Source organism: Sphingomonas sp. CCH21-G11 (genome assembly GCF_001555965.1).
Lineage (GTDB): Bacteria > Pseudomonadota > Alphaproteobacteria > Sphingomonadales > Sphingomonadaceae > Sphingomonas.
Window position 1 is genome coordinate 80,108 of record NZ_LSHX01000054.1, and the last position, 22,115, is coordinate 102,222.

Below are 22,115 nucleotides of genomic sequence, written 5' to 3' on the forward strand. Positions count from 1 at the left end.
CGCAAAGTACTACTTTGCGGGGGCCCCCTGCGCCGGGGCGACGGGATGGAGCAGCGTCGTCCCGGCGGAGGCCGGGACCTCTCACCAACTGAGAGCCCCCCTTGGCGCGCCAGTCCCACCCCGCTACCGTCCTGACCCATGCGGCAATATCATGAGCTGATGCAGCGCGCGCTCGATCATGGCGCGGAGACGATGGACCGGACGGGCGTCGGCACGCGGTCGGTGTTCGGGCACCAGATGCGCTTCGACCTGGCGGAGGGCTTTCCGCTGGTCACGACCAAGAAGCTGCATCTGCGATCGATCATCATCGAATTGCTGTGGTTCCTGCGCGGCGACACCAATGTCCGCTGGCTGCAGGAACGCAGGGTCAGCATCTGGAACGAATGGGCGGACGAGGCGGGCGAGCTCGGCCCGGTCTATGGCAAGCAGTGGCGGCACTGGGAAACCGCCGACCACCGCGAGGTCGATCAGATCGCCCAGCTGATCGACATGATCCGCACCAACCCCGCGTCGCGCCGCCAGATCGTCAGCGCATGGAACCCGGGCGAGCTCGACCGCATGGCGCTCGCGCCCTGCCACTGCCTGTTCCAGACCCATGTCGCCAACGGCCGGCTGTCGCTCCAGCTCTATCAGCGTTCGGCCGACATCTTCCTGGGCGTGCCGTTCAACATCGCCTCCTATGCGCTGCTGACCCACATGCTCGCCCAGCAATGCGATCTTGAGCCGGGCGAGTTCATCTGGACCGGCGGCGATTGCCACCTTTACGCCAATCATCTGGATCAGGCGCGGCTGCAATTGTCGCGCACGCCGGGGCCGCTGCCGCGGCTGGAGATCACGCGCCGCCCCGACGCGATCGACGGCTATGCGTTCGAGGATTTCGTGATCCACGATTACGTCGCCGACCCGCATATCGCCGCCCCGGTGGCGGTTTGATCACGCTCATCCTGGCGCGCGCGCGCAATGGGGTGATCGGGCGCGACAACCGGCTGCCCTGGCACCTGCCGGCCGACCTCAAGCGGTTCAAGGCGCTGACCATGGGCAAGCCGATGGTGATGGGGCGCAAGACGTTCGAGGGCTTTCCAGCGCCACTGCCCGGCCGCCGCCATATCGTGCTGACCCGCGATGCAGCCTGGCGGGCCGAAGGCGCGGAGGTGGTGGCGGATGCCGACGCCGCGCTGGCGCTGGCCGGGGACGTGCCCGAAATCGCGGTGATCGGCGGGGCGCAGGTCTTTGCCCTGTTCCTGGGCCGCGCCGACCGGGTCGAGTTGACCGAAGTGCATCTGGACGCGGTCGGCGACGCGGTCGTCCCGCCCCTTGGCCCTGACTGGCGCGAGGTCGCGCGTGTGTCCAACGCCGCAGCCGACGGCCGACCGGCGTTCGATTACGTCACGCTCGCGCGCGATCCGCCGCCGCCCGCGGCATGATCTGCGGACCACGCCCTTTCCCAGCACCGCCCGACCCCCTATAGCCGCGCGCATGGAGCGGCTGGACGGCGGCTCGGCGGTGCCGGCGGCGTTTCGCGGCGGCATCGTCGCGCTCGGCAATTTCGATGGCTTTCATCTGGGGCACCAGGCAGTGGTGGGCCGCGCGGTCGCGATGGCACGCGCGGCCGGCCGCCCGGCGATCGTCGCGACCTTCGATCCGCATCCGGTGCGCTATTTCCGGCCCGACGCGCCACCCTTCCGCCTGACCACGCTCGACCAGCGCCAGCGACTGTTCGGCGCGGCGGGGGCGGACGCGATGCTGGTCTTCGCCTTCAACGCCGACCTCGCCAGCCTGTCGGCGGCCGAGTTCGCACAGGCGCGGCTGGTCGAACGGGTCGGTGCGGCGGGGGTGGTGACGGGCGCGGACTTCACCTTCGGCAAGGGGCGCGATGGCGATGTCGATGTGCTGGCGCGGCTGGGCGATGTGATGGCCTTTGCGACCGCCACCGTCGCCCCGGTCGCCGATGGTGGCGACATCGTGTCGTCGAGCCGGATCCGCGAGGCGCTGAAGGCCGGCCGCCCGCGCGAGGCCGCCGCGCTGCTCACCCGGCCGTTCGCGATCGAGGGGATGGTGGAGCCGGGGGCGAAACTGGGGCGCGAGCTGGGCTATCCGACCGCCAATCTGCGGCTGGGCAGTTACCTGCGGCCCGCGTACGGCATCTATGCGGTGCGCGGGCGGATCGCCGGCGGGCGCGTGCTCGACGGGGTCGCGAACCTGGGCATCCGGCCGTCCTTCGACCCGCCGATCGAGCTGCTCGAACCCTATTTCTTCGACTTTTCCGGCGATCTCTATGACCAGCGGATCGAAGTGGAGCTGATCGAGTATCTGCGGCCTGAGGCGAAGTTCGACGATCTGGAGGCGCTAAAGGCCCAGATGGCGCGCGATTGTGACGCGGCGCGTGCGGCTTTGGCGGTGGAGTGAATCGCGCGAAGGCGCGAAGGCGCGAAGAGGGTGGTTTTCACGCAGAGGCGCGGAGGACGCGGAGGTGTTTCACAGGCTGCCAGGGTCCGATGCGATAGCGGCCTTCATTCCTTCTGAGCGGTGCGATTAAGGTCTCGCTGGCGCGAGTCGGTTCCACTCGCACACCGCCTCCGCGCCCTCTGCCCTCTGCGTGAACCCCCTTTCCCCCTCCCTTTGCGCCGTCGCGCCTTCGCGCGAACCAAAATCCTTCCCCTCCCGACCCGAACGAATCGGATTTGTTCCGCCGCGCCCTATTCGCTAAGGCGCGCTTTCCTATGACCGACACGACCGATCCGAAGCGCGATTATCGCGACACCGTATTCCTGCCGACCACCGACTTTCCGATGAAGGCGGGGCTTGCGCAGAAGGAGCCCGCGATCCTGGAACGCTGGGCGCGGATCGGCGTCTATGACCGCCTGCGCGAACAACGCGCGGGGCGCGAGCGCTTCATCCTGCATGATGGCCCCCCCTATGCGAATGGCGACATTCACATGGGCCATGCGATGAACAAGGTGCTGAAGGACATCGTGGTGCGCAGCCAGTCCCTGCTCGGCAAGGACGCGCCCTATGTGCCCGGCTGGGATTGCCACGGCCTGCCGATCGAATGGAAGATCGAGGAAGCCTATCGCAAGAAGAAGCAGAACAAGGACGAGGTGCCGCCGGCCGAATTCCGCGCCGAATGCCGCGCCTATGCCCAGCATTGGGTGGGGGTGCAGGCCGCGCAGTTCCAGCGGCTGGGGGTGATGGGCGACTGGGCCGACCCGTACCTCACCATGAAGTTCGACGCCGAAGCGACGATCGCGGGCGAATTGCTGAAGTTCGCGGAAAGCGGCCAGCTCTATCGCGGAGCCAAGCCGGTGATGTGGTCGCCGGTCGAAAAGACCGCGCTGGCCGAAGCCGAGGTCGAATATGAGGATGTGACGTCGACGCAGATCGACGTGGCGTTCGAGATCGTCGAGGCGCCCAACGCGCCCGAGCTGGTCGGGGCCTATGCGGTGATCTGGACGACGACGCCGTGGACGATCCCGGTGAACCAGGCTTTGGCTTATGGGCCGGAGGTTGAGTACTCCGAGCTAGTCGTATGGCCCGCTGACCTCCCGCTTGAGTCGATGTCTCGCGAGGAGAGACTGGCCAATGCAGCCATCTTTCTCGTTGCCTCGGACCTGATCCCCAGCTTCATCGAGCGGGCATATCTTATCGCCGCGGTCCAGCGGACTTGGCGTGGCTCGCAGCTCGCCGGTGCCGTCGCCCGTCACCCCATGCACCACCTCGGCGGGTTCTTCGCAAAGCCGCGTCCGCTCCTGCCCGGCGACTTCGTCACGACCGACGCGGGCACGGGGCTGGTCCATATGGCCCCCGATCATGGCGAGGACGACTTTGCCCTGTGCAAGGCGCATGGCATCGACCCCGTCTTCGCGGTGATGGACGATGGCCGCTATCGCGACGACTGGGCGTGGCTGGGCGGCAGCGACGAGCGGCGGTTGAGCGTCATCAACCCGAAGTTCAACGCGCCCGACGGGCCGATCTGTTCGGACCTGCGTGACGTCGGCGCATTGCTGTCGGCGGGGCCGTTCCAGCACAGCTACCCGCACAGCTGGCGGTCGAAGGCGCGGGTCATTTTCCGCTGCACGCCGCAATGGTTCATCCCGATGGACGGGAAACGTGTCTCGACTTCGCTCGACACGAACGGGGTTGAGGGCTCAAGCAATTCCCCGCTCGCTTCGAGCGAAGTCGAGACACGTGTCGCGGGCGCGGCCGCCGACGAACTGCCCGGCTTCGCCCAGGCGGCGGGGTTCGGGCCGGTCGTCGATCCCGCCGGCAATGCGGCCACCCTCCGCGAACTCGCGCTCGACGCGATCGACCGCACGCGCTTCGTGCCGGAAAAGGGCCGCAACCGCATCCGCGCGATGGTGGAGGGGCGGCCCGACTGGGTGATCAGCCGCCAGCGCGCCTGGGGCGTGCCGATCGCGCTCTATGTCAATCGTCACACCGGCGATTATCTGCGCGACCCGGCGGTCAACGCCCGCATCCTGGAGGCGTTTCGCACCGGCGGGGCGGACGCATGGTATGTCGCCGATCACCAGGCGCTGCTTGGGCCCGACCACGACCTCGCCGATTATGAGGCCGTCACCGACATTCTCGACGTGTGGTTCGATTCCGGTTCGACCCACAGCTTCGTGATCGAGGCGCGTTATGGCGCGGGCGTGCGCGCCAACCTGTATCTCGAAGGTTCCGATCAGCATCGCGGCTGGTTCCAGTCGTCGTTGCTGGAAAGCGCGGGCACGCGCGGGCGCGCGCCCTATGACGCGGTGCTGACCCACGGTTTCGCGCTCGACGGCAATGGCCGCAAGATGTCGAAGTCGCTCGGCAATGTCGTCGACCCGCTGAAGGTGATCGACGAAAGCGGCGCGGACATCCTGCGGCTGTGGGTCGCACAGACCGATTATTTCGAGGATGTGCGGATCGGCAAGGAAGTGCTGGCCGGCACCGGCGACGCCTATCGCAAGCTGCGCAATACCTTCCGCTACCTGCTCGGCGCGCTCGCCGGCTTCGACGACTCCGAGCGCGTGGCGGTCGAGCGGATGCCCGAGCTGGAGCGCTATATCCTCAACCGGCTGGGCGTGCTCGATGCCGAGCTGCGCGCGGCGGCGGAGGCGTACGAGTTCAACCGCTATGCCCGCGCGCTCATTGATTTCGCCAATGAGGACCTGTCGGCGTTCTTCTTCGATATCCGCAAGGACAGCCTGTATTGCGATGCGCCGGACAGCATCAAGCGCCGCGCGTGCCGCACCGTGCTCGACATCCTGTTCCACGCATTGGTCCGCTATGCCGCGCCGATCCTGTGCTTCACCGCCGAGGAAGTGTGGCAGGCGCGCTTCCCGAGCGACGACGGCTCGGTCCATTTCCTCGAATGGCCCGAACTGCCCGCGTTGCCCGGCGACGATGCGATCGGGACCAACTGGGCCGATGTCCGTCGCCTGCGCGAACAGGTGACCGAGGCGATCGAACCCTATCGCCGTGACAAGCTGATCCGCTCCAGCCTGGAAGCCGACGTGACCGTCCCGGACCTGCCGCTGCCCGCGGACGAACTGGCCGAGCTTTTCATCGTCGCCGCGGTCCGTAAAGCCGACGGGCCGATCACCGTCGCCCGCACGGCGCATCACAAATGCGGCCGCTGCTGGCGGCTGTTGCCCGAAGTGACGCAGGATGGCGCGTTGTGCGATCGCTGCGCCGGGGTGCTGGCGTGATGTTGCCGGTGCGTCGCCTCGCGCTCATGGTGGCCGCTGCGGTCGTCATCGTCGATCAGCTGGTCAAATATTGGGTGACAGGGCCGCTGGGCCTCGATCATCTCGGCGCGGCGATTCCGGTCGTGCCGATCTTCACTTTGCGCTTCGTCGCCAATGACGGCGTGTCGCTCGGCCTGTTCCAGGCGCAAAGCGACATGGCGCGCTGGTTGCTGGTGCTGATGACCGGGGCGATCGCTTCGGGCGTCGCGTTCTGGATCTTCCGCGAGCGCAACCGCTGGGACCTGATCGCGCTCGGTCTGGTGCTGGGCGGCGCGGTCGGCAACATCATCGACCGGGTGCGGCTGGGCTATGTCATCGACTATGCCGACCTGCATTTCGGCGAGTGGAGCCCGTTTTTGGTCTTCAATGTCGCCGATGCCGCGATTAGCATCGGCGTCGCGATCCTGTTGCTGCGCGCGTTGCTGGTGCGCGAGCCGAAAGCGGCGCCCGGTGGCGCCGATGATGAATAGTCCGTGGAGAAACCGAATGCGTAAGCGTGCCGTCCCCGCCTTTCTGCCGGCGCTTTTGTCTGGCGGCCTGATTCTGTCGCTCGGTGCCTGCGGGTCTTCCGGGCTGAACCGCGAGCGTCCCGATGAATTCGCGGTCGCGCGTCAGGCGCCGCTGGTCATCCCGCCCGATTATTCGCTGGTCCCGCCCCAGCCCGGTGTCGCCCGGCCGCAGGACAACAGCCCGGCCAGCCAGGCGCTCGACGCGCTGTTCGGTGGCGAGGCACCGCGCAGCGAGACCGAGCGCGCGGCCCTGCGCGAAGCGGGCGCGGACACCGCCGATGCCGGGGTGCGGTCGGCGGTCGGCGACCCGTCGACGCTGGTCCTCAACAAGGGGCCGACGACGCGCGACATCATCGCCGCACCCGAAGGCGACGGCCAGACCGCGCGCGTCGCGATCGGCGGCTGAGCAGGTCAAGAATTGGCGGGGAGGGGCCGCGCGAGATCATCGCAGCCCCGTCCCGTACCGTTGTGATCAGAAGGACTTGCTGATCGAGAATACGACGGTCGCATCGGCGATCGATCCGACGCCGTCATTGCCCTCCGAAAAATTCGGCTGGAGGTACAGCGACTCGCCGTTGGAAATGTCGGTATCGACATAGGCGATGCCGAGCGTCAGGCCCGCAACGACCACGTCCGCACCCAGCGACCAGTCGACATAGCTGCCGGTCGGCGCCACGCTGGTGCCGTTGGGGCCGAGGCCGGGATTGCCGTCCGAGGCGCCGATATGCGCCTTCAGCGTGACCGGCGTGTTGGGGATGCCGACCGCGGCATCGCCGGAGACATAGAAATTGTCTTCCTTGTCGCCCGGATCGTCGGGCAGGCCCGCCGCCGACGCCGCGCCGGTGAAGAACACATTGCCCAGGGCGCGCTGGCTGGGCGCATAGGCGACGCCCGCGGTGAGCGAAACCGGACCGACCGTGCCCGACAGCTTTGCATAAAGTTCAGCGAAGTCGGTGGTGTCGGCACCGCCGGGATACATGTACCACACAAGGCCGGCGTCCAGCGTGCCACCGCCGCCGACCGGCAGCTTGTAGCCCGCAAACAGGTCGAGTTCGGTGTTCGACCCGCCAAAGGTGCCCCATCCGGCCAGGTTCGACCCCCAGAAGCCGCCATAGAGGCCGCTTTCATGGTTGAGCGTCACGCCGCCCTGCACCGCGATTTCCTTGTCGGTCTGCGAAACACCGCGAAAGCGATAATCGGTGAACAGGCCGACGCTGCCCGAGACGGTGACGGGGGGTGCGGGTTCGGTTTCGTCCTGAGCTAACGCGGGAGTTGCCGCGGTGAGCGCGAGCGCACCGGCCAGAAGTGTCGAGAAACGCATCGTGTTTTTCCTTTATGAAGACGATGGTTCCGCCTGCGCCGCGCCCCGCCAGGTCTGTTTGAATGGAGTCAATGCTCCGCATGGTCCGGCCGCAACGCAACAAGATTGCACGCTACCGCAGCTGCGAGCAATAACGCGCAAGGTCAAAATAATGCGATTGCGAAATGCTGTTGCAGTGCAGCAACACATTCCCGCGGATGCGACGGGTCAGTCGATCGCGACGACCGCGTCGATTTCGACGACGACGCCCAGCGGCAATGCCGGCACGCCGACGGCACTGCGGGCATGGCGCCCGGCGTCGCCGAACAGGGACACCATCAGTTCGGAGGCGCCGTTGGCGACCTTGGGCTGATCGGTGAAGTCGGCGGCGCTGTTGACGAACACCCCGAGCTTGACGACGCGGCGGACGCGGCCGAGGTCGCCGAGCGCCGCCTTCAACTGCGCGAGGATCATCAGCGCGCAACGCTGGGCGGCCGCCTGGGCATAATCGAGGTCGCGATTCTCGCCGGCGCGGCCCTTCATCAGCTCGCCGCCGGCGTCGAACGGGACCTGGCCCGACACATGGGCGAGGCCGCCCGCGACGACCACCGGGACATAGGCCGCGACGGGCGCGGCAGCGGCGGGCAGATCAAGGCCGAGTTCGGCCAGCTTCGCTTCGATCGGATCGCTCATGGCCCGAGCCAAATCATCCCCGGCTGCCAGCGTCAAGCCGAAGCCGGCTGTCCGTGCGCAAAACGATCGGCGATCCATGCCCGTGCCTCCTGCCAGTCGTCGATGCGCGCGTGCGCCGCCGGCGCCGCCGGGATCGCGCGCGCCAGCACCGGCTCCGCGACCATGTGCAGCCGGTGGACCTCCGGCGCGTGGCGGGCGACCGAATCATGGTGGACGCCAAGGTCGTCGACGAAAACCGTGACCGGCGCGCGATATTCCGCGACCAGCGCGGCGACCGGCCCGCCCTTGCCGCCCTGGTTGCATTCGACGCGATGGGCGATGCCGTGGGCGGCGAGCTGTTCGATTCGATGGGGGCGGCAGTTATCGGCAAGGTTGGTGAGGATGACGATGTCGGCATCCCTTGCCAGAGCAGTCAGCGCGTCGAGCGCGCCGGGCACCAGCGTCTGCCTGGCCATCTGGGCGGGAAAGAAGCCGTCGAGATAGGTCCATATTTCGCCCGGCGCGACCGGTTCGCCGTCGCGGCGACGCAGCGATTGGGCGAAGTTGCCGTTCGCAAGGTCGAGATCGATCGCGTGATCCTCGGCAAGCCAGCTGCCGAAATGGCGGACCATGTGCAAAAGCACCTCGTCGCAGTCGCAGATCAGCAGGGGCCGCATGACGACTCCAGCAGGTCGCGCGCACGCACCAGGGCGGGCGGGTCGATCGCCAATGCGGTCGCGCACGCGACCAGGTCGGGTTCATGCGCGGCGATATGGTCGATGACGGCGCGCAGGATGACCGGATCGCCGGCACGCGCACGCAACGTCGCGACATCCAGCCCGGTCAGCGCCAGGAAGCGTTCGGCGCGCGCGGGTTCGCCGATCAGCCAGCCCAGCGCCCGAAGCGCGAGCAGCTCGGCGTCATCGGCAGCATTTGTCACATCGTGCATCATCGCTTAAGGATTCGCTCCAACCGGACGGGATACGCGCGTGACAAAACGGGTGCTCGTTGTCGAGGACAACGAACTCAACCTCAAGCTGTTTTGCGATTTGTTGCGTGCCCACGGGTTCGTCGCGGAGCCGATCCGCGACGGGCGGGAGGCGATGGTCCGCGCGCAGCAGTTCGACCCGCATCTGGTGATCATGGACATCCAGATGCCGCATGTGACCGGGCTGGAACTGATCACGCTGATGCGCGCCGACCCCGAGCTCGCGCAGGTGCCGATCATGGCGGTCACCGCCTATTCGGGGCGCGAGGACGAGGAGCGTATCCGCGCGGCCGGCGCCAGCGCCTATGTGTCCAAGCCGATTTCGCTCGCCCGCTTCATCGAGGAGGTCCGTCAGCTGCTGTGATGGTCGGCCATCGTTCGTATGGCTTGCCCGTTCACGCATGCCGGGATATGTATCCACTGGACACATGAGCGGGAGGAGGCGGCGATGGACGTGCTCGAGATGATCCGCGCCGGGATGACGCGCTCGGTCCCGTTCGCACAGCTGACCGGCATCGAACTGATGTCGGTCGAACCCGGACGTGCCATCGCGCAGCTCGTCCAGCGCGCCGACGTCAGCAACCATATCGGCACCCTGCATGCCGGGGCCCTGTTCACACTGGGCGAAACCGTTTCCGGCGCGGCGATGAGCGGTCTGTTCGCGGAACAGCTCGCGCGGCTCCGGCCGGTCGCCACCGGGGCGACGATCGGTTATCTTCGCTCGGCGCGCGGCACGGTGCGCGCCGTGGCGACGGTCGATGGCGATGCCGACGGCCTGCGCGACACGCTGGCGCGGGAGGGCAAGGTGGCGTTCGACGCCATGGTCGCGATCACCGATGAACAGGCGGTTGAGGTGGCGTCGATGACCGTCGGCTGGCAGGTCCGCCGGACATGAACGCCGGGACGCACACCCGGCCGGAGGGCGCCTATCACCACGGCGAGCTCGAACGCGCGGCGCGCGACCTCGCGATCGATATGGTTCGCGAACAGGGCGCGGCTGGGGTGTCGATGCGGGCGCTCGCCGCGCGCGTCGGGGTGACGCACGGCGCGCTGTACCGACATTTCCCGGATCGCGCGGCGCTGATGGCGTCGGTAGCGGCGCATGGCTATCGCCTGCTGGCGGCGTGTCTCGTCGGGGTGACCGAAACAGCCGCGGGTGTCGGCGACCCGTCGCGCGCCTTCGTGCGCGCCTATGCCGGATTCGCGCTGGTCGAACCGCGATTGCATGATGTGATGATGGCGCATGATGCCGCCGCGATTCGTGCGCATGACGAGCTGTCCGGCGCGGTCGACGCCGTCACCAATCTGTGTCTGTCGGCATTCAGCGGGATCGACCCGGTCGATGCCCGCGACCGCGTGATCGCGGCCTGGTCGCTGGCGACGGGCGCGATCAGCCTGTGGCGCGCCGGGCTGATCCACGCGGCGGACGAGGCGGGATTCCTCGCCTATCTCGATCGGCTGGCCGACGGCGCCTAGGCCGCGGCCAGACGGGACTTACTTGATCTTCGCTTCCTTGAACTCGACGTGCTTGCGCACGACGGGGTCATATTTGCGGAACGACATCTTTTCGGTCTGGTTGCGCGGGTTCTTCTTGGTGACATAGAAGAATCCGGTGTCAGCGGTGCTGACCAGCTTGATCTTGACGGTGGTCGGCTTTGCCATGACCCAAATCCCTTGGCGCTACAACGCGTTCGCGTGAAAAGAAGAACAGCGGCGCGCACAGGCGGCCGCTGACAGACCGCAGCCCATGCGGCGACGGCCGCGAAAAGTCAAGCGCGCCCGCGCGCGTGCCCGGCGCGATCAAACGCACGACCGCAATTCCGCCCGCTTGAAGTGTGGCGATCGCCCGCCACATTGGAGTGGACGGGCGGCGCGACGATCTCCGAACGGACCCTTTCACGGAATCATTCGTTGCCAGATCGAACCGACATCAACGGACGCAAACAATCGGAGAAGCTTTCCCATGGCCGACACCAACGCCGCGCTGCGCACCCCGACCGACCTCACGTCCAATGCCGCGAAGACCGTGGCTCAGGCGCTGAACGGCATCCTTGCCGACAGCTATGCGCTCTACCTCAAGACCAAGAATTTTCACTGGCACGTCTCGGGCCCGCATTTCCGCGACTATCACCTGATGCTCGATGATCAGGCCGCCCAGATCCTGGCGACGACCGATGCGATCGCGGAGCGCGTGCGCAAGACCGGCAACACGACCCTGCGATCGATCGGCGACATTGCGCGCCATCAAACGATCAAGGACAATGACGACGACTATGTCGCCCCGGACAAGATGCTCGCCGAACTGCGCGAGGACAATCTGAAGCTCGTCGAATTGCTCCGGGAAGCCAAGGATATCGTCGACGAGGCCAAGGACAACGCGACGAGCGGCATCCTCGATGAGTGGACCGACCAGGCCGAGGAGCGCGCCTGGTTCCTGTTTGAAGCCAGCCGCAAGGGCTGACCACGAACGGCCGGAGCAGGGGGTCGCAACCATTCACGCCTTTGCGACCCTGCTCGACCGGCTGACCTATACGCGTTCGCGCAACGCCAAGCTGCGCCTGATTGCCGATTATCTGCGCGCCACGCCCGACCCCGACCGGGGTTGGGCGATGGCGGCGCTGACGGGCGATCTCGACCTGCCGGGGGTCAAGCCTGCGGCGATTCGCGCGCTGATCGGCGAGCGGACCGATCCGATCCTGTTTGCGATGAGCCGCGATTTCGTCGGCGATACGGCTGAAACGGTCGCGCTGCTGTGGCCCGAACCGCCCCCGGGCAACGGCGCTGGCATGTCGCCGCCTTCATTGGCTCAGGCCGTCGACGAGCTGCGCGAATCGCCCCGCGCCGAGGCGCCGGCGCGACTGGCGGCAATGCTCGACCGCCTCGATGCCGATGCGCGATTCGCGCTGCTGAAGCTCGCGACCGGCGGTCTGCGCGTCGGCGTGTCGGCGCGCCTGGCCAAGACCGCGCTCGCCCAGGCGTTCGGCCTCGACGTCGATGCGGTCGAAGAAGTCTGGCACGCGCTTGCTCCGCCCTATCTCGCGCTTTTCGACTGGGGCGAGGGGCGCGCGCCGCAGCCACATGCGGCGGCCATGCCGGTGTTCCGGCCCTTCATGCTCGCACATCCCCTGGAGGACGGCGAAGTCGACCTGACCGACTATGCGGCCGAATGGAAATGGGACGGCATCCGCGTCCAGATCGTCCATGTCGGCGGCGAAACCCGGCTGTATAGCCGCGCGGGCGACGACATCACCGCATCCTTTCCCGACATTGCGCGCGCGGTCACCTTTCCCGGCGTGCTTGATGGGGAGCTGCTGGTGCGTGGACAGGCGCAGGGCGGTGAGGCGGCAAGTTTCAATGCGTTGCAGCAGCGGCTGGGGCGCAAGCAGGTCTCGGCGCGGATGCTGGCGGACTATCCCGCATTCGTCCGAGTCTATGACCTGTTGTTCGACGGGGCGGAGGATCTGCGCGAACAGCCCTGGGTGGCGCGTCGTGCGCGGCTGGAGGCAGTGGCCTCGCAACTCGACCCTGCGCGCTTCGACCTCAGTACGCTGATCGACACAGCCGATTTCGCCGCGCTCGCCGATATCCGCGCCGGCGCGCGCGACGCGGCGATCGAGGGCGTGATGCTCAAGCATCGCCAGTCGCCCTATGTCGCCGGCCGCCGCGCGGGGCTGTGGTACAAATGGAAGCGCGATCCGCTGACCGCCGACTGCGTGATGATGTATGCCCAGCGCGGCAACGGCCGGCGGTCCTCTTTCTATTCCGACTATACCTTTGGCTGCTGGACGGGCGATCCGGCGGCTGGCGGCGAGCTGTTGCCGGTGGGCAAGGCCTATTCGGGCTTCACCGACGAGGAACTGAAGATGCTCGACCGGTTCGTGCGCAATCACACGGTCCAGCGGTTCGGGCCAGTGCGCGAAGTCGAAAAGACGCTGGTGCTCGAGGTCGCGTTCGATTCGATCCACGAATCGCGTCGCCACAAATCGGGGATTGCGATGCGTTTCCCGCGAATCGCGCGCATCCGCACCGACAAGCCCGCGGTGGAGGCCGACATGATCGCGACGTTGCGGCGAATGATCGGCTGAAGAGGCGCTCCGCCCGATCAGGGCGCGGCATCGTCCAGCCGGATTTCGAACAGGGTCGGCCAGTATTTGCCGGTGACGAACAGCCGCCGTCGCTCGCCATCCCAGGCGATGCCGTTCAGTACCGCGTCGCGATCCGCCGGCGCGACTTCGCGGACGACCGGGCTCAGGTCGATCGCACGCGTGACCTGGCCGGTCGCCGGGTCGATCGCGATGATCAGGTTGCTGAACCAGATATTGGCGAAGATCAGCCCGTCGATGACCTCAAGCTCATTGAGCCGGTCGACGGGGGTGTCGCCCAGCCGCACGGGGATGCGGCGACGCTCGGCAAAGTTTGTCGGGTCGAGCACGCGCAGATCGGAAGTGCCGTCGGACAGGATGAGCGAGTCGCCGAGCGTCGTCAGGCCCCAGCCTTCGCCGGGATAGCGGAACTGTCCGCGCGACTTCAGCGTGCGCGCGTCCCACCGGTGCGCGATGCCGCTGGTCCAGGTCAGGCTGATCAGCTCGCCCTGCCAGCGCGCCAGCCCCTCGCCGAATTGCGGGGCGGGGATACGCGCGCGCCTGCGCACCCTGCCCGTCGTCAGGTCGACGCGGCGCACTTCCGATACACCGGGTTGGCCGACGCTTTCGTAGAGCGCGCCGTCGTACCAGATCAGCCCCTGGGTGAACGCACCCGCATCATGCGGGTAGCGCGCGACGATCGTCGCCGATTCGGCGCGAAGCCGCGGCCGGGGCGTGCCGGTCGCAGGTGCGGGCTCGGCAGCTTCCTGGGCGGCAATCGGGGCGGGACCCACGGCAGCGGGCCGTGCAAACAGGATCGGCGCGGTGACCATCGCCACCGCGCCGATTCCAATCATGCTCAGATACCGGGTCGCCATCACGTCGGAACGCAAAGCGTCGACCCCGGGTCCCTCGCCGTCACACGCTGGCGCTTATTGCGGCGCCTGCAGGTTGACGGCCGCCATTTTGCCGCGCCGATCGACTTCCAGCTCGAATTCGAGCCGGTCGCCCTCGTTGAGCGTCACCATGCCGGCGCGCTCGACCGCGGAGATGTGGACAAAGGCATCGGGCTGTCCGTCGTCGCGCTGGATAAAGCCGAAACCCTTCATCGCGTTGAAGAACTTGACCGTGCCCGACGCGCGCTCGCCGGTCAGCTGGCGCTGCGGGCCACCACGCGGCGCGCCACCGGCCGCGTCGCGCGGGGGCGCGCGATCGGTCACCGGCATCGGTTCGCCGTCGATCTTGAGGTCGGTCGCCGAAATGCGGCCACCGCGATCGACCAGGGTAAAGCCGAGCGGCTGACCCTCGGCCAGCCCGGCCAGCCCGGCCTGCTCGACCGCCGAAATGTGCACGAAGACATCCTCGCCGCCATCGTCGCGGACGATGAAGCCGAAGCCCTTCTGGCCATTGAAGAACTTCACGACGCCCGTAGCTTCGCCGACCACCTGGGGCGGCATGCCGCGACCGCCGCCGGCACCGCCGCCGCGGAACCCGCCGCCGCCGCCGCCAAAGCCGCCGCCACCGCCGCCGAACCGATCACCGCCGCCGCCGAAGCCGCCGCCGCCAAATCGGTCGCCGCCGCCGCCGCCGAACCGGTCGCCACCACCGCCGAAACGGTCGCCGCCACCAAATCCGCCTTCGTCGCCAAAGAAATCGCGCTTGTCCCTGCCGCGCCCGCCGCGATCACCGCGGCGCCCTCTATCGAAACTCATTGCCCTGTTCGTCTTCCCGGTTCGCCCTTTACAGTCATAATCCCTGGCGCCGGACGATACACGCAGGTCTTCCGGCGCTTTTACACAAGCGCCTCGTGCAAGGTTATACACAGATTTTTTCAGGGCGGCGAACGAAAACTTGAGCCGACCGCGGCGCGCGGCCGCCTCTTGCCGAATCGCGGGCGGACCGGCATTTGGGCGAAATGTCCGATATCATCAGTCTGATCGGCGACCCTGCCGCGTGGGCCGCGCTGCTGACGCTTGTCGTGCTCGAGGTCGTGCTCGGCATCGACAATCTGATCTTCATCTCGATCCTGACCAACAAGCTGCCCCCCGAACGGCAACAGGCCGCGCGGCGAATCGGCATCGGCCTCGCGCTGGTGATGCGCCTCGTCCTGCTGTCGATGATTGCGGTGATCATTTCGCTCAAGGCGCCGGTCTTCGATCTCGGGATCACCGGCGCGCCCGGCGAACATGGCGAGCCGACGTTCGAGACGCAGTTTTCGTGGCGCGACCTGATCCTCATCGCCGGCGGTCTGTTCCTGGTGTGGAAGGCGACCAAGGAAATCCATCACACGATGGACGCCGACGAATCGGGTGAGACGCTCGACAAGAAGGGCAAGGGCACGATCGGTTTCGGCCCCGCGATCATCCAGATCATCGCGCTCGACATGGTCTTCTCGATCGATTCGATCCTGACCGCGGTGGGCCTGACCGACATCGTGCCGATCATGATGGCGGCGGTGATCATCACCGTCGGGATCATGCTCGTCGCGGCGGACCCGTTGGCGCGCTTCATCCACCACAACCCGACCGTGGTGATGCTGGCGCTCGGCTTCCTGCTGATGATCGGCGCGGTGCTGATCGCCGACGGCTTCGGCGTGCACGTGCCCAAAGGGTACATCTATGCCGCCATGGCCTTCTCGGCGGGGGTCGAGACGCTCAACATCGTCGCGCGACGGTCGCGGGCGCGCAGGGCGAAGGCGCGCCTCGACCCCGCCAACTGAACCGGGCCGGCACGCGCAGTTTCGATTGAGCGCGCGGGCGGACGCGCCTATGCGGACGCCATGACCGTCCATTTTCACGAAGAAGACCTTCCCCTCGACGTCTTTGCGCCCGGTGCCGACATTGCCGTCGATACCGAGACGATGGGCCTGATCACCCCGCGTGACCGACTGTGCGTGGTCCAGCTGTCCGACGGATCGGCCGACGCGCACCTCGTACGCTTCAATCCCGGCAGCGATTATGCCGCGCCCAATCTGCGCGCGGTACTCGCCGACCGGGCGCGCGTGAAGCTGTATCACTTCGCGCGCTTCGACCTGGCCGCGATCCAGCACTATCTGGGCGTGGTCGCCGCGCCGGTCTATTGCACCAAGATCGCGTCGCGGCTGGTGCGCACCTATACCGACCGGCACGGCCTGAAGGACCTGGTGCGCGAGCTGCTGGGGGTCGAGCTGTCGAAGGCGCAGCAATCGTCCGACTGGGGCGGCCCGGACCTGTCCGATGCGCAGCGCGAATATGCCGCCTCCGACGTGCGCCATCTCCACGCGCTGCGTGCCGAGCTGGACCGGCGGCTGGACCGCGAGGGGCGGACCGCGCTGGCGCGTGCGTGCTTTGAATTCCTGCCGCACCGCGCCGCGCTCGATCTGGCCGGCTGGCCGGAAACCGACCTGTTCGCGCATGTCTGAATGGGCGCGCCAGGATGTCTCGCGCCGGCAGGCGTGGGCGGCACCCGGCGGGTCACATGACCGGATCATCGGCCTTTTGCGCGTGGCGCTCCCCATGGCGATCGGGGTGCTCGCGGCGTTCCTCGTCATGGCGCCGCTGTTCGATGTGGGGGAGATGAGCTTCGTGCTCGACAAGCGCAAGGTCGACGTCGCGGTCGAACGCCTGCGGATCGAGCGCGCGCAATATCGCGGCACCGACACGCGCGGGCGTCCGTTTCAGCTCACCGCGGGCTCCGCCGTGCAGAAGAGCTCGGCCGAACGGATCGTCCAGCTCCGGATGCTCGCCGCCCAGCTTCAGATGGAGGACGGTCCGGCGCGGCTGCGCGCCAATCGCGGCCGCTACGATCTCGATGCCGAGCAGGTCGCGATCGACGGGCCGATCGCGTTCCGCGCCGCCAGCGGCTACACGCTCGACACCCGCGACGCGACGGTCGACCTTCGCAACCGCCGGCTGCGCGGCACCGGCGCGGTGACCGGGACAACGCCGATGGGCCGGTTCAGCGGCGACCGGATGGAGGCCGATCTCGAATCGCGGACCGTCAAGCTCAGCGGCAACGCCCACTTGCGTATCGTGCCGAAGCGATCAAATAGGCCGTGATGAAACCAACCCTGCGCCTCGCCGCCGTCCTGCTCGCGCCGACATTGCCGTTCGGCGGCGTCGCCTCGGGTCCCGCCATGGCCCAGGTGCGGCACAATTCGGCGGCGCCGATCGATTTCGACGCGGCCTATATCGAGCTGCAGGACCGGGCGAACCGCGCCATCCTGTCGGGCGGTGTCGCGATCCGCCAGGCGAACATGACGCTCAACGCCGATCGCGTAACCGTCGCCTATACCGGCGCGGTGATCGACGGCAGCCCACAGGTGTCGCGTCTCGACGCGGCCGGGGGCGTGACGGTGGCCCGCCCGGATCAGAATGCGCGGTCGCGCTATGCGGTCTATGACCTCAACCGCCGGGTCATCACGATGATTGGCGACGTGACGCTGATTCAGGGCAGCAACACCGTGCGCGGCGGCCGGCTGTCGATCAATCTCGACACCGGACGCGCGACGATCGACGGGTCGGGCGTGGCCAGCGGCGGCCCTGCCGAAGGCGGGGTGACCAACCAGGGCGGTCGGGTCACGGGTCGCTTTTCGGTGCCCAAGCGCGGCCAATAGCCGTCTCGCCGACGCGACTCGCGCCGGAACGCGATGAAATCGGTGCCAAAGTGCCAGACAGGCCTTTCCCGGCAAGGGATTATGAGGCAGGAATCATGCCAGTCCGGTAAGGGGCACCGCAACGGTGACGGAGCAGGCCGATGAATGAAGTAGCGACCCTCGCCGAACCGGCCGTGTCCCCGCCGCCGAGCGACGGCGGCGTCGGCCTGTCGGTGGTGTCGATCGCCAAGGCGTACGACAAGCGCAGCGTGCTGTCCGACGTGTCGCTGACCGTCGGGCGGGGCGAGGTGATCGGCCTGCTCGGCCCGAACGGCGCGGGCAAGACGACCTGCTTCTATTCGGTGATGGGGCTCGTGAAGCCCGATTCGGGCCGCATCATGCTGGACGGCGAGGATATCACCGCGCTGCCCATGTATCGCCGCGCGATCCTGGGGCTGGGCTATCTGCCCCAGGAAACCTCGATTTTTCGCGGGCTCAGCGTCGAAAAGAACATCCTGGCGGTGCTCGAGCTGTCCGAGCCGGATCCGCATGTCCGCCGCGCGCGCCTCGACACCCTGCTCGACGAATTCGGCCTGACCCGGCTGCGTGATTCGGCCGCCATGGCACTGTCTGGCGGCGAACGGCGGCGTGCCGAAATTGCGCGCGCGCTGGCCGCAAATCCGACGATCATCCTGCTCGACGAGCCCTTCGCGGGCATCGATCCCATCTCGATCTCCGACATTCGCGACCTGGTGTGCCAGCTCAAGCGGCGCGGGATCGGCGTGCTCATCACCGATCACAATGTCCGTGAGACGCTCGACATCGTCGATCGCGCCTACATCATCTATGACGGCCGCGTGCTGTTCACCGGATCGCCGGCAGAACTGGTCGCCGACGCCAATGTCCGCCGCCTTTATCTGGGCGAGGGCTTCTCGCTTTAGGTCATGACCGCGTGCCCCATCTTGCGCGTTTCCGCTGCGCTGACCGGCATCGCGGCCCTGCATCGCGCGACCGGCGATGCCTGGCGCGCGGGCGATGACGTGACATGAGCCTCGCGCCGCGCCTCGACCTGCGCCAGTCGCAGTCGCTGGTGATGACGCCTCAGTTGCAGCAGGCGATTCGCCTGCTCGCGCTTTCCAACCTGGAAGTCGAAGCCTTCATCGCCGAGGAGATCGAGAAAAACCCCCTGCTCGAGGCCAATTCGCCGGGTGCGGGCGAGGAGGATGGCGGGCGCGACAGTGGCGAGGGCGAGGGCGCGTTCGACCCCGACGATCCGCCGCGCGACGGGCCGGCCGACGCGGCCGAACTGCTGCAGTCGGGCGGCGATGCGGGCGAGGCACAGCTCGATGTCGACTTTGCGGCCGACACCTTCCACCACGACAGCCCGTCGGATGCGATCGGCGGGCTGGACGGCGGACTGGGCCTCGCGGGCGGCGCAAGCGGGGGCGCGAGCGAGGACGGGCCGGATTTCGACAGTTTCGCCCAGTCCGACCTGAGCCTCGCCGATCATCTGCTGGCCCAGGCGGGCGCGGCGATCGCCGGCCCCGACCTGTTCATCGCCGCGCACCTGATCGACCAGATCGACGAGACCGGATATCTGACCGAGCCGTTGCTCGACATCGCCAACCGCCTGAGCGTGCCGCTGGCGCGGGTGGAGGCGGTGCTGGCCATCATCCAGACCTTCGACCCCACCGGGGTTGGCGCGCGCGACCTCGCCGAATGCCTCGCCCTGCAGGCGAAGGAGGCCGATCGCTATGATCCGTGCATGGCGCGGCTGATCGACAATCTCGACCTCGTCGCCCGCGGGCAGCTCGCGCAATTGAAGCGCATCTGCGGCGTCGATGACGAGGACATGGCCGACATGATCCGCGAGCTGCGCAATTACGATCCCAAACCCGGGTGCCGTTATGGCGGCGAGCCAAGCCAGGCGGTCGTCCCGGACCTGTTCGTCGCGCGGCGTGGCGATGGCTGGGCGATCGAGATCAATTCGGCGACGCTGCCCCGCGTGCTGGTCAACCGCACCTACTATGCCGAGCTGTCGGGCACCGCGCGGCGCGACAAGGCGTCGCGGGCATGGCTCAGCGACTGCCTCGCCAGCGCCAACTGGCTGGTCAAGGCGCTCGACCAGCGCCAGCGCACGATCATCAAGGTCGCGACCGAGATCGTGAAGCAGCAGGAGGCGTTTTTTCTGCACGGCGTCGCGCATCTGCGCCCGCTGACCCTCGCCCGGGTGGCCGAAGCGATCGAGATGCACGAATCGACGGTCAGCCGCGTGACCAGCAACAAATATCTGAGCTGCGCGCGCGGGCTGTTCGAGCTCAAATATTTCTTCACCAGCGCGATCCAGTCCGCCGATGGCGGCGACGCGGTCTCGGCGGAGGCGGTCAAGAACGCGATCCGCAGCCTGATCGCAGCGGAGGACGCGAAGGCGATCCTGTCCGACGACACGCTCGTCGATCTGCTGCGCGGCAAGGGCTTCGATATTGCCCGGCGCACCGTCGCCAAATATCGTGAGGCGATGGGTATCGGCAGTTCGGTCCAGCGTCGTCGGCAAAAGGCGCTGCAGGGCGCGGGCCATTCCGCCTGACCCGGCCGGACCGGGGGCGCATTTGTGAGAAACGGGAGCTTGACGATGGTGCGACGAATGATCCTGGTGCTGCTGGCGGTCAATTGCCTCGCCCTGTCGGCGTGCAACACGGTTCGTGGTGTGGGGCGCGATCTCGAATCGGCCGCCGACAGCGTCGATCGCGCGACCTGATCCCGCGCTGCGCGGATGCGAGTGCAGCGGGCAACGATCGGATTTTTTTGCCGAATCTTGCGCCCGGGTTACGCTTTGCTAAGCTTTCACCCGCTAATCTACGGGAATGAACGGACATTTCTCAGTGGACGTCGACCCCGCGCGTCGCCTGATCAAGGTCAAAATGGGGGGATTCTTCTCGCTCGACGATGTGGCCGGCTATCATGACGCCGTGCACCGCGCGACCGCTCGCGCGGGCGGCCTGCCCAGCCAGCAGCGGATGATCTGCGACATCAGCGACATGCGGATCCAGACCCAGGATGTCGTCGACGCGTTTCGCCGCGTGATGGGCGATCCCAAATATCGTCAGCGCAAGGTCGGCTTCGTCGTCGCGTCTTCGCTCGCGCGGATGCAGCTGCTGCGCGTGATCGGCAGCCGCAACGCCCAGTGCTTCGCCACCGAAGCCGAGGCGGAGGACTGGGTCTTCCAGGTCGAGGACAGCGTCAGCGCCGCGTGATCGCGGCGTCAGTCGTCCTCGTCCTCGAAACCGTTCAGCTCGAGCGCGCGGGCCCGAATCTGGCGCGTCATGCACCAATGGACCAGCGCCTCCTCGCGGCCATGGGTCACCCATAGCTCGCGTGGACGCACCTCCTCGATCGTGCGGGTCAGCTCGTCCCAATCGGCATGGTCGGACAGGATGATCGGCAGCTCGACATTGCGCTGGCGCGCACGCCCGCGCACACGCATCCACCCCGACGCCATCGCCGTGACCGGATCGGGCAGGCGGCGCGACCAGCGATCGTTGAGCGCGCCGGGCGGGCACATCACGATACGGCCGCGCAGTTCGCGGCCCGGCACCCCCGTCGCCGCGCGCAGCTCGCCCAGGTCGACGCCATGCGCGACGTACAGGTCGCATAATCGCTGCAGCGCGCCGTGAAGATAGATGGGGTCGTCGAACCCCATCTCCCGCAGCTCGCGGATCACGCGCTGGGCCTTGCCGAGCGCATAGGCACCGACCAGCACGCAGCGTTCGGGCTCGGCGCGCAAGGCGACCAGCAGCTTGTCGAGCTCGTCGCGCGTTTCGGGGTGGCGGAACACCGGCAGGCCGAAGGTCGCTTCGGTGATGAAGACGTCGCACGGCACGACGCGGAACGGCGCACAGGTGGGATCGGGTCGCCGCTTGTAGTCGCCCGAGACGACGACGCGCTCGCCGCGATGTTCGAGCACGATCTGCGCGCTGCCCAGCACATGGCCGGCGGGAACGAAGCTGATGCCGACCTCGCCCAGTCGCATGGGCGCGTCGTAATCGACCGGATGCCCCGCCTGGGGCCCATAGCGGACCCCCATGATCGCCAGCGTCTCGGCTGTCGCCCACACCGCGCCATGCCCGCCGCGGGCGTGGTCGGCGTGGCCGTGCGTGACCAGCGCGCGCGGTTTGGGCACCGACGGATCGACCCACGCGTCGGCGGCGGGGATGTAGATGCCTTCGGGCCGCGGAACGATCCAGTCGCCAAGCATCGGC

27 protein-coding genes are annotated in these 22,115 nt (G+C 67.5%); 19 read left to right on the top strand and 8 right to left on the bottom strand.

Features of this window, described 5'->3' with window-relative positions; translation table 11 throughout:
• Positions 1-138 precede the first annotated feature (138 nt).
• The 6 genes from AX676_RS14995 (at position 139) to AX676_RS15020 (ending at position 6,647) form a co-directional block, all read left to right on the top strand.
• On the top strand, positions 139-933 hold the full coding sequence (locus tag AX676_RS14995; RefSeq protein ID WP_066483538.1) for a thymidylate synthase: 795 nt from the start codon (positions 139-141) through the stop codon (positions 931-933).
• Positions 930-1,424, top strand: a complete 495-nt coding sequence (locus AX676_RS15000; RefSeq protein ID WP_066483540.1) for a dihydrofolate reductase — start codon at positions 930-932, stop codon at positions 1,422-1,424. Before AX676_RS14995 ends, AX676_RS15000 begins: the two co-directional genes overlap by 4 nt.
• Positions 1,425-1,476: 52 nt before the next feature.
• Entirely contained in the window at positions 1,477-2,406 is a 930-nt protein-coding gene (locus tag AX676_RS15005; RefSeq protein ID WP_066483542.1) for a bifunctional riboflavin kinase/FAD synthetase, read from the top strand.
• A 314-nt stretch (positions 2,407-2,720) separates the two neighbouring features.
• Complete coding sequence (ileS, locus tag AX676_RS15010; protein WP_066483546.1) at positions 2,721-5,693, top strand: isoleucine--tRNA ligase; 2,973 nt, start codon at positions 2,721-2,723, stop codon at positions 5,691-5,693.
• A complete protein-coding gene (gene lspA / locus AX676_RS15015) occupies positions 5,693-6,202 on the top strand; it encodes a signal peptidase II (RefSeq protein ID WP_066483547.1) in 510 nt (169 codons plus the stop codon). Before ileS ends, lspA begins: the two co-directional genes overlap by 1 nt.
• Before the next feature lie 16 nt (positions 6,203-6,218).
• Positions 6,219-6,647 carry a DUF3035 domain-containing protein gene (locus tag AX676_RS15020; protein WP_066483548.1) on the top strand — a complete coding sequence of 143 codons (429 nt, stop codon included), beginning with the start codon at positions 6,219-6,221 and terminating at the stop codon, positions 6,645-6,647.
• Between the two features lie 66 nt (positions 6,648-6,713).
• On the opposite strand, the gene AX676_RS15025 is transcribed toward AX676_RS15020, so the two are convergent.
• From AX676_RS15025 to AX676_RS15040, 4 genes are all read right to left on the bottom strand, one after another.
• Entirely contained in the window at positions 6,714-7,562 is an 849-nt protein-coding gene (locus AX676_RS15025) for a TorF family putative porin (protein WP_066483550.1), read from the bottom strand.
• A 207-nt stretch (positions 7,563-7,769) separates the two neighbouring features.
• Positions 7,770-8,234: a RidA family protein gene (locus AX676_RS15030; RefSeq protein ID WP_066483551.1), complete on the bottom strand. Its 465-nt coding sequence runs from the start codon at positions 8,232-8,234 to the stop codon at positions 7,770-7,772.
• Positions 8,235-8,266: 32 nt separating this feature from the next.
• Entirely contained in the window at positions 8,267-8,890 is a 624-nt protein-coding gene (locus tag AX676_RS15035) for a hypothetical protein (RefSeq protein ID WP_066483552.1), read from the bottom strand.
• Positions 8,875-9,153: a DUF3572 domain-containing protein gene (locus tag AX676_RS15040; RefSeq protein WP_231726034.1), complete on the bottom strand. Its 279-nt coding sequence runs from the start codon at positions 9,151-9,153 to the stop codon at positions 8,875-8,877. The genes AX676_RS15035 and AX676_RS15040 overlap by 16 nt, the downstream gene beginning before the upstream one ends.
• Positions 9,154-9,202: 49 nt before the next feature.
• Here AX676_RS15040 and AX676_RS15045 point away from each other — a divergent pair, with 49 nt between their 5' ends.
• The 3 genes from AX676_RS15045 to AX676_RS15055 all read left to right on the top strand — a co-directional run bounded on the left by AX676_RS15045 (position 9,203) and on the right by AX676_RS15055 (position 10,677).
• Complete coding sequence (locus AX676_RS15045) at positions 9,203-9,565, top strand: response regulator (protein WP_066483554.1); 363 nt, start codon at positions 9,203-9,205, stop codon at positions 9,563-9,565.
• Between the two features lie 84 nt (positions 9,566-9,649).
• Positions 9,650-10,096, top strand: coding sequence for a DUF4442 domain-containing protein (locus AX676_RS15050; protein ID WP_197417071.1), 447 nt, complete (start codon positions 9,650-9,652; stop codon positions 10,094-10,096).
• Positions 10,093-10,677 (top strand): TetR/AcrR family transcriptional regulator, encoded by a 585-nt coding sequence (locus AX676_RS15055; RefSeq protein ID WP_066483556.1) that lies wholly within the window; start codon positions 10,093-10,095, stop codon positions 10,675-10,677. The genes AX676_RS15050 and AX676_RS15055 overlap by 4 nt, the downstream gene beginning before the upstream one ends.
• Positions 10,678-10,695: 18 nt before the next feature.
• Here AX676_RS15055 and rpmG read toward each other — a convergent pair whose 3' ends face one another.
• On the bottom strand, positions 10,696-10,863 hold the full coding sequence (gene rpmG, locus AX676_RS15060; protein ID WP_066483558.1) for a 50S ribosomal protein L33: 168 nt from the start codon (positions 10,861-10,863) through the stop codon (positions 10,696-10,698).
• A gap of 301 nt (positions 10,864-11,164) precedes the next feature.
• On the opposite strand from rpmG, the gene AX676_RS15065 reads away from it, so the two are divergent.
• Together AX676_RS15065 and AX676_RS15070 are read left to right on the top strand one after the other, a co-directional pair.
• Positions 11,165-11,662 carry a Dps family protein gene (locus AX676_RS15065; protein ID WP_066483561.1) on the top strand — a complete coding sequence of 166 codons (498 nt, stop codon included), beginning with the start codon at positions 11,165-11,167 and terminating at the stop codon, positions 11,660-11,662.
• A 31-nt stretch (positions 11,663-11,693) separates the two neighbouring features.
• Complete coding sequence (locus AX676_RS15070; protein ID WP_066483717.1) at positions 11,694-13,286, top strand: cisplatin damage response ATP-dependent DNA ligase; 1,593 nt, start codon at positions 11,694-11,696, stop codon at positions 13,284-13,286.
• Positions 13,287-13,303: 17 nt separating this feature from the next.
• On the opposite strand, the gene AX676_RS15075 is transcribed toward AX676_RS15070, so the two are convergent.
• Both AX676_RS15075 and AX676_RS18485 read right to left on the bottom strand, forming a co-directional pair.
• Entirely contained in the window at positions 13,304-14,161 is an 858-nt protein-coding gene (locus AX676_RS15075; protein ID WP_231726043.1) for a glutaminyl-peptide cyclotransferase, read from the bottom strand.
• Between the two features lie 54 nt (positions 14,162-14,215).
• Positions 14,216-14,995 carry a cold-shock protein gene (locus tag AX676_RS18485; protein ID WP_066483563.1) on the bottom strand — a complete coding sequence of 260 codons (780 nt, stop codon included), beginning with the start codon at positions 14,993-14,995 and terminating at the stop codon, positions 14,216-14,218.
• Positions 14,996-15,198: 203 nt separating this feature from the next.
• On the opposite strand from AX676_RS18485, the gene AX676_RS15085 reads away from it, so the two are divergent.
• From AX676_RS15085 to AX676_RS15120, 8 genes are all read left to right on the top strand, one after another.
• The gene (locus AX676_RS15085) at positions 15,199-16,002 is read left to right on the top strand and encodes a TerC family protein (protein WP_066483720.1); all 804 of its coding nucleotides are present in this window, start codon (positions 15,199-15,201) and stop codon (positions 16,000-16,002) included.
• 60 nt (positions 16,003-16,062) lie between these two features.
• A complete protein-coding gene (locus AX676_RS15090; RefSeq protein WP_066483564.1) occupies positions 16,063-16,683 on the top strand; it encodes a ribonuclease D in 621 nt (206 codons plus the stop codon).
• Positions 16,676-17,320: an LPS export ABC transporter periplasmic protein LptC gene (gene lptC, locus AX676_RS15095; RefSeq protein ID WP_066483567.1), complete on the top strand. Its 645-nt coding sequence runs from the start codon at positions 16,676-16,678 to the stop codon at positions 17,318-17,320. The genes AX676_RS15090 and lptC overlap by 8 nt, the downstream gene beginning before the upstream one ends.
• Complete coding sequence (locus tag AX676_RS15100; protein WP_066483568.1) at positions 17,320-17,877, top strand: LptA/OstA family protein; 558 nt, start codon at positions 17,320-17,322, stop codon at positions 17,875-17,877. Before lptC ends, AX676_RS15100 begins: the two co-directional genes overlap by 1 nt.
• Before the next feature lie 140 nt (positions 17,878-18,017).
• Positions 18,018-18,797, top strand: coding sequence for an LPS export ABC transporter ATP-binding protein (lptB, locus tag AX676_RS15105; RefSeq protein ID WP_066483570.1), 780 nt, complete (start codon positions 18,018-18,020; stop codon positions 18,795-18,797).
• Positions 18,798-18,901: 104 nt separating this feature from the next.
• The gene (gene rpoN / locus AX676_RS15110; protein ID WP_066483572.1) at positions 18,902-20,443 is read left to right on the top strand and encodes an RNA polymerase factor sigma-54; all 1,542 of its coding nucleotides are present in this window, start codon (positions 18,902-18,904) and stop codon (positions 20,441-20,443) included.
• 45 nt (positions 20,444-20,488) lie between these two features.
• Positions 20,489-20,614: an entericidin A/B family lipoprotein gene (locus AX676_RS15115; RefSeq protein WP_082731153.1), complete on the top strand. Its 126-nt coding sequence runs from the start codon at positions 20,489-20,491 to the stop codon at positions 20,612-20,614.
• A 124-nt stretch (positions 20,615-20,738) separates the two neighbouring features.
• On the top strand, positions 20,739-21,110 hold the full coding sequence (locus AX676_RS15120) for a hypothetical protein (protein ID WP_156437863.1): 372 nt from the start codon (positions 20,739-20,741) through the stop codon (positions 21,108-21,110).
• 8 nt (positions 21,111-21,118) lie between these two features.
• Here AX676_RS15120 and AX676_RS15125 read toward each other — a convergent pair whose 3' ends face one another.
• Positions 21,119-22,111 carry a ligase-associated DNA damage response exonuclease gene (locus tag AX676_RS15125; protein ID WP_066483579.1) on the bottom strand — a complete coding sequence of 331 codons (993 nt, stop codon included), beginning with the start codon at positions 22,109-22,111 and terminating at the stop codon, positions 21,119-21,121.
• Between the last annotated feature and the right edge of the window lie 4 nt (positions 22,112-22,115).